At 48.9% G+C, this 13,970-nt stretch carries 15 protein-coding genes; 7 read left to right on the top strand and 8 right to left on the bottom strand.

Annotated features, from left to right (window positions below; all coding sequences use genetic code 11):
• Positions 1–101: 101 nt before the first annotated feature.
• Positions 102–863, top strand: coding sequence for a type II secretion system protein N (locus V7P87_RS08705; RefSeq protein WP_333797088.1), 762 nt, complete (start codon positions 102–104; stop codon positions 861–863).
• A 341-nt stretch (positions 864–1,204) separates the two neighbouring features.
• Here V7P87_RS08705 and V7P87_RS08700 read toward each other — a convergent pair whose 3' ends face one another.
• Together V7P87_RS08700 and V7P87_RS08695 are read right to left on the bottom strand one after the other, a co-directional pair.
• Positions 1,205–1,969, bottom strand: a complete 765-nt coding sequence (locus tag V7P87_RS08700; protein WP_333797087.1) for a hypothetical protein — start codon at positions 1,967–1,969, stop codon at positions 1,205–1,207.
• A 433-nt stretch (positions 1,970–2,402) separates the two neighbouring features.
• Positions 2,403–3,467 (bottom strand): hypothetical protein, encoded by a 1,065-nt coding sequence (locus V7P87_RS08695; RefSeq protein WP_333797086.1) that lies wholly within the window; start codon positions 3,465–3,467, stop codon positions 2,403–2,405.
• 1,017 nt (positions 3,468–4,484) lie between these two features.
• Here V7P87_RS08695 and V7P87_RS08690 point away from each other — a divergent pair.
• The gene (locus V7P87_RS08690; RefSeq protein ID WP_296297988.1) at positions 4,485–4,862 is read left to right on the top strand and encodes a PadR family transcriptional regulator; all 378 of its coding nucleotides are present in this window, start codon (positions 4,485–4,487) and stop codon (positions 4,860–4,862) included.
• Between the two features lies 1 nt (position 4,863).
• On the top strand, positions 4,864–5,433 hold the full coding sequence (locus tag V7P87_RS08685; RefSeq protein ID WP_333797085.1) for an HAAS signaling domain-containing protein: 570 nt from the start codon (positions 4,864–4,866) through the stop codon (positions 5,431–5,433).
• Between the two features lie 101 nt (positions 5,434–5,534).
• Here V7P87_RS08685 and yrfG read toward each other — a convergent pair whose 3' ends face one another.
• Positions 5,535–6,212 carry a GMP/IMP nucleotidase gene (gene yrfG / locus V7P87_RS08680; protein WP_333797084.1) on the bottom strand — a complete coding sequence of 226 codons (678 nt, stop codon included), beginning with the start codon at positions 6,210–6,212 and terminating at the stop codon, positions 5,535–5,537.
• A gap of 64 nt (positions 6,213–6,276) precedes the next feature.
• On the opposite strand from yrfG, the gene nudE reads away from it, so the two are divergent.
• Together nudE and cysQ are read left to right on the top strand one after the other, a co-directional pair.
• Complete coding sequence (gene nudE / locus V7P87_RS08675; RefSeq protein WP_296297982.1) at positions 6,277–6,855, top strand: ADP compounds hydrolase NudE; 579 nt, start codon at positions 6,277–6,279, stop codon at positions 6,853–6,855.
• Positions 6,842–7,675 carry a 3'(2'),5'-bisphosphate nucleotidase CysQ gene (cysQ, locus tag V7P87_RS08670; RefSeq protein WP_260658384.1) on the top strand — a complete coding sequence of 278 codons (834 nt, stop codon included), beginning with the start codon at positions 6,842–6,844 and terminating at the stop codon, positions 7,673–7,675. Before nudE ends, cysQ begins: the two co-directional genes overlap by 14 nt.
• Positions 7,676–7,681: 6 nt before the next feature.
• Here cysQ and V7P87_RS08665 read toward each other — a convergent pair whose 3' ends face one another.
• Both V7P87_RS08665 and V7P87_RS08660 read right to left on the bottom strand, forming a co-directional pair.
• Positions 7,682–7,921, bottom strand: a complete 240-nt coding sequence (locus tag V7P87_RS08665) for a YheU family protein (protein ID WP_260658383.1) — start codon at positions 7,919–7,921, stop codon at positions 7,682–7,684.
• A 12-nt stretch (positions 7,922–7,933) separates the two neighbouring features.
• The gene (locus V7P87_RS08660) at positions 7,934–8,941 is read right to left on the bottom strand and encodes a hydrolase (protein ID WP_333797083.1); all 1,008 of its coding nucleotides are present in this window, start codon (positions 8,939–8,941) and stop codon (positions 7,934–7,936) included.
• An 86-nt stretch (positions 8,942–9,027) separates the two neighbouring features.
• On the opposite strand from V7P87_RS08660, the gene V7P87_RS08655 reads away from it, so the two are divergent.
• Together V7P87_RS08655 and V7P87_RS08650 are read left to right on the top strand one after the other, a co-directional pair.
• Positions 9,028–9,540 carry a hypothetical protein gene (locus tag V7P87_RS08655; protein ID WP_333797082.1) on the top strand — a complete coding sequence of 171 codons (513 nt, stop codon included), beginning with the start codon at positions 9,028–9,030 and terminating at the stop codon, positions 9,538–9,540.
• On the top strand, positions 9,533–11,113 hold the full coding sequence (locus tag V7P87_RS08650; protein WP_333797081.1) for a GMC family oxidoreductase: 1,581 nt from the start codon (positions 9,533–9,535) through the stop codon (positions 11,111–11,113). Before V7P87_RS08655 ends, V7P87_RS08650 begins: the two co-directional genes overlap by 8 nt.
• Positions 11,114–11,315: 202 nt before the next feature.
• Here V7P87_RS08650 and V7P87_RS08645 read toward each other — a convergent pair whose 3' ends face one another.
• The 3 genes from V7P87_RS08645 to V7P87_RS08635 all read right to left on the bottom strand — a co-directional run bounded on the left by V7P87_RS08645 (position 11,316) and on the right by V7P87_RS08635 (position 13,940).
• A complete protein-coding gene (locus V7P87_RS08645; protein WP_260658379.1) occupies positions 11,316–11,453 on the bottom strand; it encodes a DUF3149 domain-containing protein in 138 nt (45 codons plus the stop codon).
• 62 nt (positions 11,454–11,515) lie between these two features.
• Positions 11,516–12,046 (bottom strand): TIGR02444 family protein, encoded by a 531-nt coding sequence (locus V7P87_RS08640; RefSeq protein WP_333797080.1) that lies wholly within the window; start codon positions 12,044–12,046, stop codon positions 11,516–11,518.
• Complete coding sequence (locus V7P87_RS08635; protein WP_333797079.1) at positions 12,036–13,940, bottom strand: ABC transporter ATP-binding protein; 1,905 nt, start codon at positions 13,938–13,940, stop codon at positions 12,036–12,038. Before V7P87_RS08635 ends, V7P87_RS08640 begins: the two co-directional genes overlap by 11 nt.
• Positions 13,941–13,970 lie beyond the last annotated feature (30 nt).

Raw genomic sequence — 13,970 nt, 5'->3', positions numbered from 1 at the left:
ACGGCATTTATTAAATAAACAACGGGTGTCCGCAAACAGCGGGTGCCACAAAGCAGGTGGCGCCCAATAACAGTGGGCGCCCCGGAAACAGGTTGTAGTAGATGAAAAAATCGATGTGGTGGCTGCTGGGTTTACTGGCTTATCTGCTGTTTATGCTGGTGCTGACACCGGCCAGTCTGTGGTTAAAACTGGTGACTTTACCGGCCGATCTGCAGTTAGGCCCGGTAACCGGCACTTTATGGCAAGGTCAGGTGGCCGGCGTGCAACAAGCACCCTTTTACCTGCCGCAATTAAGCTGGCAGCTGCAACCTTCTTTGTTATGGCGCGGCAAACTTGGCCTGAAGCTGCAGGGTGGTAACCTGCGTGATGCCAGTCTGCCTTATCTGGCGGTTCAGGCCGAACTGGGACTTGGCCAAATCAGCTTGCAACAATCCACCATCCGCCTGCCGGTGGCGCCTATCATGTCGCAATTACAACTGCCGATGCCGGTGGATGCCAGCGGCGCCATAGTGCTGACTTTACAACAGTTTGACTTAGGTCAACCTTATTGCACTGAGCTTGTTGGCACCGCCAGCTGGCAACAGGCCAAATTTAAAGCCCCCACCGGCTGGATTGATTTACAGGCCATCGACAGCACACTGAGCTGTGACAACGGTAACCTGAGTTTAACTACCAAAGCCGATAACCCACTGGGTTTATTGGTAAAAGCCGATGTATTACAGGGCAGTTACCAGATAGCCGGCACGCTCAAACCAGCGGCCTCTATGCCCAAAGAAGTACACCAGGCCATGCAGTTTGTCGGTCAGCCCGACGCCGAAGGCCGTTTCCCGTTAAAGCTGCAAGGCCGGATAGGCGGGCAATAAAGTTTCTTGCTGGCGCTGCCGGATAAGGGCAGCGCTGGTGTTGTTGCTGTTGGGTGATGGTGTTGCGCTGTTTGGTTAAGTGGCTTGTCCTGGCACAGCTGCGGTTAAGCCGGTACTGCACGAACCACCACCGGCAACTACTGCGTTCGCCCGTTCGCCCGTTCGCGCCTCCCGCGCTCACTCTTGAATGCTCACTGCGCAGCCGCCGGTGTTGGTTTGGGGGTAGTGTTTGTTTTGAGCAAATTGCAGAAATAATGCCCGTCAAAAACACGAGCATCTTGTTGCGAGTCGAGGAAGCTTCGCAAGGTGCCCCTCAATGTGCAAATTTTTGATGGCGCTTGTTATATCAAATCTAGTTTAAGTACAGCCAGTTTGAGATCAGGCCAAATAGTTTCGGCGGGTATACATTGGCATTTATTTCGATTTGCTCTGAGTTCGTCTACAAAGTCAACTGCAAAATTAAAATCGCTGAAACTGAACTCTATAAGACATGTCTTTTCACGGCACTGTATTGTATTGATTGAATAGTTGCCTTGTTTGAAATATTCTGAAAATATGTTCCTTGCAGTCACCTCTGCCCTATAAGACCAATCTCCATACCCTTTCAAATTATTTAGTTGCTCTAAAAGAGCGCCATGCACATGAAGTGGTTCATGCATAGTTAAATCTCTATATTTCTTTGTTATTATCACAAATTCAATATTTTCATTGATTTTGTTTGCGATATAGGCATTGTTGCCATCGACAATTACGTTATCTTCTGAATCTTTGTATTTATCCAAGAGGTGTTTATATTTCTCAGAATTCTTGTCTAAATACGGAGACCAACTACCAATTAACTCATCTAAATTATTTTCATTTTTGGAATTATTGAGATCTGCCAAATCAATGCTATCCCCTTGGTGGTAAACTATATTTGTAGTTTTTTTGTTTTTATGGGAATCATTTTTATCTAAGGCTGTATTGTTATGGTCTATTTCCTCATGATTTGAGGATTTTGTAGGCTCGGTATCTTTCGACGAAATTGTAGGTGTGTAATATGCAAAAAATAAATAAACAACGACAAGGAGCAAAACAGTAGGAGATAACTTATTAATAACGTTCATACTTAATTGAAAATCCTTTTAATGTAACGTTCTTTTCCAAAGAAAAGCACCCGCAAGACACAAATGAAACAGCCTTCATTTACTAATTTCATTCGGTAGCACGCATATCGGGGCTAGGTCTTGTATTGCATATCGGGGGCACGTCTTGCGTTTTGCCTAGATTTAAATCATTTTCAGGTAAAACGCCAGACTTTGAGTACCAAATAGCAATTTAGCTCAAAGGCAAAAAACAAGACCTGACCCTTTTGGCTCTACGGCGCTGGTAGGTTTAAGTGGCTTGTCCTAGCACAGCTGCGGTTAGGCGGGCAGGGCACGAACCACCACCGGCAACTACTGCGTTCGCCCGTTCGCGCCTCCCGCGCTCACTCTTAAATGCTCACTGCGCAGTTCACGGTGTTGGTTTGCTGGAAAAAGACCTGACTCTATCGGCTCATTAAATTCCGTTTATAAAATTAAAACCATATGTAGCGAAAATGCCGGCTGATATACTTGCCAAATACGATACGATAATAATTACAACCTTTCTCTTCGATTTGTTGTCATTTTCCCTCTTTAGATCATACGTTTTCTTGGTGAGAAGAACATATGATCTCGTTGTGTTTCTTGTGAAAAACAAAAAGAACACAAGAGCTATTGGAACAAAAAAAGCTCCAAGCAGTGACAACAAAACTTTATCATTCCTATTTTGTTCAAAAGATGACACAGCCTCATAAATTAGGTCAAGTTTATTATTTATTAAATCTAAACTTATAACTGACTCATTTTTTAGCGGATTATACATTTCACTTATAGATAGAGATAAATGATAATTAGTTACCGCTGAGTAATAGACAGTGAGCACAATCACCGACAACAAAGAACCTAAAAAAAACAACACCCTTGAAATATTAATAATTTTCGATTTAATTGTCTTTCTGATGCAAACTTCATCAACATTAGATGATATAATATTTTCTATGTCATCGCCCCAAGTTCTTTCTGTGTGATCTATTTGAATATTTAAAAAAGAACCATTTGAGTCTCGACGTGAGTCAAAAATAATATCAAATATTGACTTCAACTTTTCTTTACGCTCTGCATGCGTATAAGCTGAAAGTGATATTTGCTGTTTCTCAGGATGAGATTTATTAGGGAAGCTCACCAAATATTCCCAAACAATTTTAACACCAATTGATATTAATGGTTTTGTTTCAATATAAGAACGAAAACTTTCGAATGTTGTAATAGTTCTCTTAGCGCCATTGTCAAAGTAGATAACGGCCCTGAAATTTAATAATTGTGAATGAGATTGTTGAGAAATCCTTTGTTCTATACAATCATGCAAGTTAATCAGCCAGGTGTGATCCATCTCAAAATCAATAGGATAAGTTCTTTCTAAGGATTGTTTTTGTCCTAGAAGGTTTGAAACAAAGTTTCCCAAATCTTTTTTTGCTATGGGGAAAGAAATTAAAAATTCCTCTTCGTGATTTTTATTAAACCCAGCCATATCTGTATTCATTGCAACCACTTCCTTATAAAAATTATATTATATGGTAATTTCAATCCATCTATTTAATAAAAATTATTTATATTATGATTTCCAACGCGGCCTGAGCAACTGACCACGCTTTAATAAACTAGCGCGGCAAGCACAGCACGATGGAACTATAAATAAAGTTATAACCTGAATATTTGAGTGAAACAACAAAATACTTCGCTACTTCGCTACTTCGCTGAGGGTCAAGTCTTCCTATTTTCCCCCCATAACTCTGAAGTTGCAAAGCAAAGAAAATGGTCGTCAACTGGATTTTTGATGGCATAGAAACCAAATAAAACTCAAGTACCAAACATCCTTTTCTGGCAACCTTGGTACTGTAGTACCTTGTTTTTACCTAAGTTAAATCAGCTTTGATAAAACACCAAGCACTTTTTGGGAACTAAAAACACGGCTAACAATAAGTTCTGCAAAATTTCAGTTTTGCCAACCAAAGGCATCCGAACCAAAAACCAATTCCCCAAGCCAGCGCTTTTCTCCCCCGTTTAGTGAGCCGTTGTTTTGGCCGGTTTTGAGGTTTTAAGCCGCCAACTGTTTGAGACGGCTGACGCTAGCAGCCGTCGAGTTTTGGCGGTGCCTCAAAAGCGAGTCAAAACAGCGGGCTTTCGAACGATCCCGGGGTCGTTTTTTCCGTCACTTTTTGTCGACACAAAAAGTGACTCGCCTGCCGGGGCGAAACCCGGCATAACACCCTCAGCTGCAAGCTGAAAACCACAATATGCCAAGCCGAAAGCATCAATCAAAAAACCAAGCCATAAAGAACACAAACACAAAAAGTGTTACCTATGTGATTGAATAAAAGCGTCACCTATCAGTATGAGCAGCCCGCTCTGCTGCAAGCTGAAAACTAAAAAGCAGTGCTGCTTAAAAAATAAACTTGATCTTTTAAACCCCCATCACTATGCTCAACATTATACCTTGTATTACAAGGTATAATTCAATACATAGCAAGGCCAGCCCCCTGGCCTCATAAGGTGACAGATGAACCCGAACGACGCTCTGATGGAAAAATGGGAAGTGCAGCTGCGCAAAGGCACCCTGGAACTGGCCATTCTGGCGGCTTTACAACAGCGCACTTTATATGGGCTGGAACTGCTGAAGTTATTACAAAGCCTGCCGTCGACCACCATTACCGAAGGTACGCTGTATCCGCTGATGGACAGGCTCAAACGTGACGAACTGGTGGACGCACAGTGGGTGCAGGAAGGTGACAGCAGGCCGCGCAAGTATTACCAGCTGACGGCCTTGGGTGCACAAAAGCTGACAGATTTAACCCAGCTTTGGCGTCAGTCGGTCACCGATATTGAATTTTTGCTGGCCAACCCCGGCCCACAACCCCTGCAAATGAAAGGAGTCTGAGATGCAACAGTCAGCATTAAACAACAACGACAGCATTCATCGTTACCTGAATGATTTACGCCGTTATCTGGCACGCCTCGCTCCCCATGAAAGCCAGGAAGTGATCCGCGAAATTGAAAGCCATTTGTTTGATGTGATAGAGCAGCAGGAAGCCACTGGCAACAGCGCTGATGTTGCGGCTATTTTGCGAGGTTTTGGTGAACCGCGGCAGCTGGCGGCACAATATATTGCCCATATTGAAGAAGGGGCGCCGCCGCCACGGGGTTTTAAAGCCATTCAAAGTATGAAAAAAAGTGTGACGGCCACGCTGTATTTTGCCATGGCAGTGTTTGGTTTTAGCACGGCCATGTGTTTGCTGTTTGTCGCCGGTGCCAAATTTCTGCTGCCAGAGTCGGTGGGGGTTTGGTCTACGCCCCATGGCAACAGCATAGTGGTGGGTTTTGTGTCGGTGCCGCCTATGGCGATGCCCGAGGTGATGGGCTGGTGGATAGTGCCGGCCGCCGCCATTCTGGCTTTGGCCGTGGCGCTACTTACCCGCAAAGTGTTGAGTGTGCTGAAACAGCATATGTAAGTGGGCATAAAAAAGCCTGCAACATCAAGGGTGCAGGCTTTTGTAGGGCTTTAGTCACAACAAAACCGATAAGTGTGGGTTATTTGCTGGCCTGAGCTTAGTTAGGCCAGCCGGCTGGCTAACAAAATTTCATCCTCCAATACCGTATAGTCGGTAATAGCCGGGAATTCGGTAATACTGCGCACCGGCAGCTGGCTGTCGGGGTTGGCAACAGCCAGCAAATGTGCAATACCAAACTCTTTGGCGGCGTGCAAAATGGGCAGGCTGTCGTCAACAAACAAAGTGCGTTTGGGGTCAAAACCCAGGCGGGCTTGCAGTTTATGCCACAGCGCCTGACTTTCTTTGGTCACGCCAAATTCGTGGGTCGAAATCAGCTCGCTGATATAGTTACTGAGCTCAGTACGCTCAATTTTTAACGACAAACTACCAGGGTGCGCATTGGTCACTAGCACAATGCTGCGGCCACTTTTTTTCAGCGCCGTTAAAAAGTCAGGCACGTCGGCACGCATGGCAATTTTGTGCATCACTTCACGTTTTAATTCGGTAATAGGCAGTTGTAGCCTTTTGCCCCAATAATCCAGGCAATACCACTCCAGCTTGCCCTGCAGCACATCATACTCGGCTTTGAGTTGTGCTTTGGCCTCTTCAGTGCTAATGCCGCTGATTTCACTCCAGCGCTTCGGCAAATGTTCCAGCCAGAAATAATTGTCAAAATGTAGGTCCAGCAGGGTGCCGTCCATATCCAGTAACACAGTGTCGATATTCGCCCAGTCCAGCATAGGTTTTTCCATCTGTTCGATTTATAGTAGAGCGCAGAACAGGCATTGTAGCAGAGGCAGTGGTATGGCTGAACGTCAGGACGACAAACAAAAACCGCAAATTCTCAGTCAGGAAATAGTGGCGCAAAGCCGCTTGTTTAAAATTGAGCAAATCCAGCTGCAATTTAGTAATGGTGAACAACGTTTATTTGAACGGATGCGCGGTTCGGGCCGTGGCGCCGTGATGGTGGTGGCTTGCCCTGATGCGGAACATTTTTACCTGATCCGTGAATACAGCGCCGGCACCCACGACTATCAGCTGGGTTTTCCCAAAGGTTTAGTCGACCCGGGTGAGGAAGTGCTGGACGCCGCCAACCGTGAGCTGAAAGAAGAAGCAGGTTTTGGTGCTAATACTTTAGTACCACTGAAAAGTGTGGCGCTGGCTCCGGGATATTTTAATGCTACAATGCAGATAGTTCTTGCCACTGGTCTTTACCCGCAAAGCCTGCCGGGCGACGAGCCTGAGCCGCTTGAACTGGTGAAATGGCGCTGGCAGGACTTCGACGAGTTATTACTACAAGCCGATTTTACCGAAGCCCGCAGTATTGCGGCCTTGTTTCTGGCGAAAAAGTATCTGGAAAGTCATCAGGATGTTTTTAAGTAAACTGTTAGAACCGGTCAAAGCAGCTGCTGCTGAAGCCGGCGCTGTGCTCTGGCAGATGTACCAAAGTGGTGACTACGAGCATAACGCCAAAGACGACAACAGCCCTGTGACCAGTGCAGATTATGCCGCTAACCAGATCATTATCGACCGGCTCAGCAGCCTGACGCCGGACATTCCTATTATCTCTGAAGAAAGCAATTTAGTGCCGCTGGCGCAGCGTCAGCACTGGCCGCGTTATTGGCTGATTGACCCAATGGACGGCACCCAGGAATTTGTTGCCAGAAGCGGCGACTTTGCCGTCAGTATCGCGCTGGTTGAACATGGCTGGCCGGCACTTGGCGTGATTTATTGGCCCAAAGAGCAAATTTGTTATTACGCCACCCGCGGCCACGGCGCTTTTAAACAACAACGCAATTTAATTAACCATATCAAGGTGCGCCAGCATCATGCCGGTTTGCCGCTGCGTATTGCGGTGAGCCGTCGCCAGCCGCTGGAACGTATTCATGCTTTGCTGGCTACAGGTCAGGATGTGGAATTTGTGCCCCTTGGCAGCTGCAGTTTAAAAAGCTGTTTAGTGGCCGAAGGGGGCGCCGACTGTTATTTGCGCCTTGGCCCCACCGGCGAGTGGGACACGGGTGCCGTGCATATTATTGTGGAAGAAGCCGGCGGCAAAATTCTCGACAGCCAGTTTTATCCGCTAAGTTATAACCAGCGTGAAACTCTGGCCAATCCTGATTTTATGGTAATAGGCCAGTCCAGTGTTGGCTGGCCCCAGTTGATCACTGCCCATCATTCCGGCCGTGAGTTGCCGCAGTTATAACGGCTGTCAGCTTTGCCCGGCGGCCAGCAGCTGGCGATAATCCCGCTCTGTCACTAAATCGACGGATTCTTCCTGCTCAGAATACACAATAAGCACCTTGCCCTGCTGGATTTGCGTCAACACCATGGCCACTTTGTCGGCCAGGCTGGTTTCAAAGTCGCCATAGTCGGTGCCTTCGCGCAGCACAAAAGCCTCCACCAGCGCCTGCAGTGTGTCGGGGTTCAGTTGTTGATAAGGGATCAGCATCTGAGAAAATCCTTAAGGTAAATGTTGTTGGAAAAATGCCGGTATCACCTGATCCAGCCAATAACGTGGTTGCCCTGGTATAGCCCCGCTGACAAAACCAACATGACCCCCATGTTCACTGAGCAGCAGCCTGCTATAAGGGCCAAGCTCGTCAGCCGTTGGGATGGCTTCAGCAGCCAGAAATGGGTCATCTTTGGCGTGGATCAGCAGATGTGGCCGTGCAATAGTGCGCAAATAAGCCTTGGCGCTGGAGCGGCGGTAATAATCTTCGGCGTCGGTAAAACCATGTAAGGGCGCTGTCAGCTGCTGGTCAAATTCGCGGATGCTTTGCAGGCGCTGAATATCATCTGCTTTGATAGCGAGCGGGAAGTCGGTATAGTGGTCTAGTTTGCGCTGCATGGTGGCTTTCAGCCGGTTTAATAAATAACGCTGATACACTTTGCTAAAACCACGGTTAATACGATCGGCGCTGGCGGATAACTGCAGCGGTGCCGACACAGCTGCAGCGGCATAAAGCGGGCACTGCTTTGCAGTTTCACCACAATATTTCATCAGCACATTCCCCCCCAGCGAAAAGCCGACTGCGGCCAGTGGCAGGTTTGGATAACGTGCCTTTAAAGTATGCAGCACAAAACGTAAATCTTCGGTGTCGCCCGAATGATAAGCCCGTGGCAGTTTATTAGCCTGCCCATGGCAACCGCGAAAATGCATTAACACAGCGGCAAAACCCTGTTGCTGCAAACTGTGCAGCATACCGCGCACATAATGGCTGTGAATATTGCCTTCCAGGCCATGCAGCAGCACCACCAGCGCCTGCGCTTTGGCAGGTGGGGTTTGGCCAAAACATAACATCAGCTCGTCACCATCTGGCAGCGCCAGCAGCTCGGTACTGTGTGGCAGTGGCTGTTTCGGCGCCAGGTATTTCGCCATAATGGTTTGCAGATGGCAGTTTTTCAGCCACCAGGCTGGTTTAAATTCAGGTAAATCAGCGATTTGCTCTGATTTTTGCCGTGCTTGCAATTTAGAAGTTCCTCATTAACAATGCTTTTTACTACTGGTCTAATCAGAGCCGGCTTGCCAGAATCAGCAGGCGGAGTGTACCGCAGATGCAAAGACGACAGTTTATCATGCTTGGCCTGGCCGCTGGTGCTACTTTAGCCACAGGCCTGACGTTGTATCCGATGTTGGCCGGAGCCGATAAAAACCAACAGCAGCAGGACGCCCGTCTGGTACTGGATGCCTTGTTACCGGCCATTTTGCTTGGTGCTTTGCCCACAGCCGAAGCAGAGCAACAACAAGCGCTGCGAAGCACCCGTCAGGCGGTGCTGGACTATTTACCCTTTTTACCAAAACGCCAGCAGGCGGAATTACAACAGCTGTTTTTTTTATTGTCACAGCAGCTGACGCGGCTGGCGCTGACCGGCCATGTGCTGACGCTCGGTGAATTGTCGCTGGAGCAGCGGCTGCAGCTACTCAGCAGCTGGCGCGACAGTTATCTTCAGTTGTTACAACAAGCTTATCACGGCCTGCGGGAATTATTGCTGGCGGCTTATTATGGCCAACCGGCCCATTGGCAGGCGCTTGCTTATACGGCGCCGGAGTTTCGCGCTTATGAATGATCCGATTAAAACCGGCCTGGCCAACGGCTGGCACCATATTGATGCTGCAACTCTAACGGAAGATCAGCAGTTTGAGGCGGACGTAGTCATTATTGGCACTGGTGCCGGTGGTGGCATGACAGCCGAAATTCTGACCCAGGCGGGTTTGTCGGTGATTATGCTGGAGCAGGGGGCACTGTGGAGCAGCAGCGATTTTCGCCAGCAGGAACGCTGGGCTTATCCACATTTATATCAGGATGGTGCCGGCCGTAAAACCAAAGATCAGGCTATTGCCATTTTGCAGGGCCGCACTGTGGGCGGCTCTACCACCGTTAACTGGACCACTTCTATCCGCACGCCCAAACCAACACTGGATTATTGGCAAGCTGAGTTTGGCCTAGATTTTAGCGCTGAACACAGCCTTGACCCTTATTTTGCCAAAGCAGCCGGCCGGCTGCATATTTCCGAGTGGCAGGTGCCACCAAACCCCAATAACGCGGCGTTAAAACGCGGCTGCGAAAACCTGGGCTGGCAATACACTGTGATTGAACGCAATGTGCATGGCTGTGCCAATTTGGGTTATTGCGGCATGGGATGTCCACTTAATGCCAAACAGTCGATGCTGGTGACCACTATTCCGGCTGCGCTTGAGGCCGGTGCCTTGTTGGTGAGCAGAGTGTCGGCCCGGCAGTTTCAGTGGCGGGGTGAGCACATTCTGCAGCTGGATGCTGTGCCTGTTGATCAGCATTATCAGCCAACCCCTTCGATAAAACTGCGGTTTAAAGCACGGCATTATGTGCTGGCGGGCGGGGCTATTAACTCGCCGGCTTTGTTGTTGCGCTCTAAGGTGCCCAACCCGTCAGGCCGCTTGGGTAAACATACGTATCTGCACCCCAGTGTGATTTCCGGTGCTTTGTTTCACGATGCAGTGTCGGGCCATGCCGGTGCGCCGCAGTCGATTTATTCCGACCAGTTTGTCTGGTCAAAAGGCGATGAAGCCGGTTTTAAACTGGAAGTGCCGCCGGTGCATCCGGTATTAATGGCGTCCAAACTCACAGGTATGGCCGAGCTGCATGCCGGTATGATGCAAAAATTTAATCATTTGCAGGTGATGATTGCGCTGCTGCGCGATGGTTTTCACCCGGATGCTCAGGGCGGGGAGGTGCAGCTGGATGCCCATGGTGAGCCTGTGCTGGATTATCCGTTGACCGATTATTTATGGCGGGGTGTGCAACAGGCTTATCTGGCCATGGCCGAGTTACAATTTGCCGCCGGAGCCGAGGCCGTGATGCCGGTGCATCAGGACGCCATGTTATACAGCAGCTGGCAACAGGCTAAAACCGCTATTGCCGGTTTACCGCTCAAAACCTACCGCGCGGCGCTGGCATCGGCTCATGTGATGGGCGGTTGTAATATGAGTGCCGATGCGGCCAAAGGGGTGGTAGATGCCAATGGCAGTCATTATCAGCTGCAAAATTTATCGGTGATTGATGGTTCAGTACTGCCAAGCAGCCTAGGTGCTAACCCACAATTAACGCTGTATGCGCTGGCCTGGCGTAACAGCGATTTACTGGCGGCGCGGCTGCGTGGTTAAGCAAAGCCAAAAGCAGCAAACCCCAATCAACAAGAGCCAAAAAACAGACAGATAAAAAAGCCGGTAGCCTAAGGCTTCCGGCGGTTATACCAATACGGTATCAGCAGGCACTTACACAGCAAGTTGGTTGCTACCTTCTGGCGGTTTACCCGGCAGCAACCCATACAGGAACAATTGACAGGAACAATAAACAAAAAAGCTGTTAGTTTTTCACGTCGTCATGGCCAATTTTGTAAAAGAAATACACGGCGTAAAACAGGCAGAGGCCAATCACAATTGCCAGGCCAGTAAAAGAAATAAAAATTACCGGGTCATTTAAAAATTCTTGCCACAGGTTCATGGTGTTGCCTCCATCTGGTTGATAAAGGCAGTGTAGGTTGGTGCCGGCGGCTGGATCCTGACTTAGATCAAGCTTTTGGAGGGGGGGAAATCCTGTTGCATAGCCTGTTGATCCAGATCAAGGATCTGCGCCTGCAGCTTGTCGGTGAGTGCCACACCAAGCAACTGCAGATACAAAGTTAATAAACTGGCCGCTTTGATGGCGGGCTGCACCTGACTCAGGCGGCATTGTGGCAAAGTGGCTATCAGCTGTTCTTGTTCCAGTTGCTCGGCACAAAGTTCAGCCTTGAGCAGCGCCTGTTTCATTTGTGCAGCAGCTTTGGCATTGAGGCCAGCCGGTAAGCTTTTTCTAAGTTGTCTGAGCGCCAGCGTAAACTGCTGCTCTGCATTCAGACTTTGTTGCAGCAGCCTGATATCGCTGAGTTCACACTGCAGCTGCTGTTTTTGCAGATACAACAGCAGCAGCAACAGGTTTACATTGGCACCATAACTGTCTTGCCATTGCAGGCACAAAGGTTGGATGCCGGGGTAGAGCGCCAGGCTAAATTGCCAGAATAAGGCCGCATCCGGCAGCGTTTTGCTGTTAACCGCCATTTTTCTGCCAGAAATCGTTGGTTTGTTGTTCCAGCTGTTCCTGCGCTTCAAACCACTGCTCTTCCACTGTGGCCAGCTCAGCTTTGAATTGAGTTTGTTCTGCCAGCACCTGCGTCAGCTCAGCTTTGCGGCTTTGATCATACAAGCCGGTGTCGGTGAGTTTTTCTTCCAGTTGCGCCAGTTTGGCTTCCAGTTGTTGCTGCTGTTGTTCCAGCTTTTCGATGTTTTGTTTTAATTTGCGCGTTAAGTTGCGTAAATCTGCTTCTAAGCGTTTTTGATCTTTACGCACATTAGCACCACTGCTGGCGGGCTCGGTGCTGATCTGCTGCGCTTTGCTGTCATTTTGCAGCCACTGGTAATAATCATTTAAATCACCGGCAAAAGGCGCCACTTTGCCATGGGCCACCAGATAAAACTCGTCTGTGGTGCTGGATAATAAATGCCGATCGTGCGACACCACCACTATGGCACCTTCAAAACTTTGCAGCGCCATCACTATGGCTTCGCGCATTTCTAAGTCGAGGTGGTTGGTTGGTTCGTCCAGTAACAGCAGGTTAGGACGTTGATACACCAGCAGTGCCAGCACCAGCCGCGCTTTTTCACCGCCGGAAAAGGGCGCACAGGCGGCTAAAGCTTTGTCACCATGAAAACCAAAACCACCTAAAAAGTCGCGCAGGCTTTGTTCAGTGGCCTGTGGTGCCAGCCGCACCATATGCTGCAGTGGTGAGTCTTCCGGTCTTAAGGTTTCCAGCTGATGCTGGGCAAAATAACCAATAGCCACACCAGCGGCGTACCAGATGTCACCACTTTGTGGTTGCAGACTGCCGGATAACAGTTTGATTAGTGTGGATTTACCGGCACCGTTACGGCCAAGTAAACCAATACGGCTGCCTGGTAGCAGCTGAAAGTTAATTTGTTGCAAAATACTGTGATCGCCATAACCGGCGCGCACGTTTTCCATTTTCAGCAGTGGGTTGGGTAAAGCCCGTGGCTCGAGAAACTCAAACTGAAAGGGCGAATCAACATGAGCTGGCGCCAATAAAGTCATCCGTTCTAATGCTTTAATCCGGCTTTGCGCTTGTTTGGCTTTGGTGGCCTGGGCGCGGAACCTGTCGATAAATTTCTGCAGGTGGGCGACCTGGCGTTGTTGTTTTTCATAAGTGGACTGTTGCTGCGCCAGATGTTCGGCACGCTGGCGTTCAAACTGGCTGTAGTTGCCGCGGTAAAGCGTCAGCTGCTGATTTTCGATATGCACTATATTATCGACCACGGCGTCAAGGAAATCGCGGTCGTGGCTGATCAGCAGCATGGTGCCTTCGAAGTTGGCGAGGTATTTTTCCAGCCATAACACCGCGTCTAAATCGAGGTGGTTGGTCGGTTCGTCCAGCAGTAATAATTCGGCTCTTTGCATTAAAGCGCGCGCCAGATTAAGGCGCATACGCCAGCCACCGGAAAATGATTTCACCTGTTGTTGCTGCATGGCACCGGTAAAACCCAGACCGTCCAGCAAGGTACCAGCTTTGGCTTCGGCGCGGTAACCGTCCAGCGCTTCAATCTGGTGATGCACGGCAATCAGGTCGGTGTCTTCATGGGCCTGACGCACCTGCATCAGCAGCGGATATAAAGCTTCGTCGCCCTGCAGCACATAATCCATAGCGCTGATTTCAACGGCTGGGGTTTCCTGCGCAACAGTGGCAATGGTCCAGCTGGCCGGAATGCTGACAGTACCGGCGTCGGCTTGCAGTTTGCCCTGCAACAAGGCAAACAAAGTCGATTTGCCACAGCCGTTGGCACCGATAATTCCGACCTTTTGGCCCGGGAATACGGTAAGATCGGCCTGTTGCAGCAAACATAAAATGCCGCGGCGTAATTCGACTTGTTGCAGTTGGATCATTGATAGCAGTACCTGTAGCAGTGTGGCCCG

This window comes from Rheinheimera sp. (genome assembly GCF_036782235.1).
Lineage (GTDB): Bacteria > Pseudomonadota > Gammaproteobacteria > Enterobacterales > Alteromonadaceae > Pararheinheimera.
The sequence above is the reverse complement of the archived record's forward strand: the minus strand, read 5'-3'. Positions and strand labels throughout refer to the sequence as shown.

Bases quoted from the DNA above. Each gene is read 5' to 3' on its own strand.
- V7P87_RS08640 (WP_333797080.1), bottom strand. From the start codon at position 12,046: ATGGCGGTTAACAGCAAAACGCTGCCGGATGCGGCCTTATTCTGGCAA.
- V7P87_RS08665 (WP_260658383.1), bottom strand. From the start codon at position 7,921: ATGCTGATCCCTTATCAACAACTGAACCCCGACACACTGCAGGCGCTG.
- V7P87_RS08635 (WP_333797079.1), bottom strand. From the start codon at position 13,940: ATGATCCAACTGCAACAAGTCGAATTACGCCGCGGCATTTTATGTTTG.
- cysQ (WP_260658384.1), top strand. From the start codon at position 6,842: ATGTTTTTAAGTAAACTGTTAGAACCGGTCAAAGCAGCTGCTGCTGAA.
- V7P87_RS08690 (WP_296297988.1), top strand. From the start codon at position 4,485: ATGAACCCGAACGACGCTCTGATGGAAAAATGGGAAGTGCAGCTGCGC.
- V7P87_RS08700 (WP_333797087.1), bottom strand. From the start codon at position 1,969: ATGAACGTTATTAATAAGTTATCTCCTACTGTTTTGCTCCTTGTCGTT.
- V7P87_RS08650 (WP_333797081.1), top strand. From the start codon at position 9,533: ATGAATGATCCGATTAAAACCGGCCTGGCCAACGGCTGGCACCATATT.
- V7P87_RS08685 (WP_333797085.1), top strand. From the start codon at position 4,864: ATGCAACAGTCAGCATTAAACAACAACGACAGCATTCATCGTTACCTG.
- nudE (WP_296297982.1), top strand. From the start codon at position 6,277: ATGGCTGAACGTCAGGACGACAAACAAAAACCGCAAATTCTCAGTCAG.
- V7P87_RS08705 (WP_333797088.1), top strand. From the start codon at position 102: ATGAAAAAATCGATGTGGTGGCTGCTGGGTTTACTGGCTTATCTGCTG.
- yrfG (WP_333797084.1), bottom strand. From the start codon at position 6,212: ATGCTGGACTGGGCGAATATCGACACTGTGTTACTGGATATGGACGGC.
- V7P87_RS08655 (WP_333797082.1), top strand. From the start codon at position 9,028: ATGCAAAGACGACAGTTTATCATGCTTGGCCTGGCCGCTGGTGCTACT.
- V7P87_RS08695 (WP_333797086.1), bottom strand. From the start codon at position 3,467: ATGAATACAGATATGGCTGGGTTTAATAAAAATCACGAAGAGGAATTT.
- V7P87_RS08645 (WP_260658379.1), bottom strand. From the start codon at position 11,453: ATGAACCTGTGGCAAGAATTTTTAAATGACCCGGTAATTTTTATTTCT.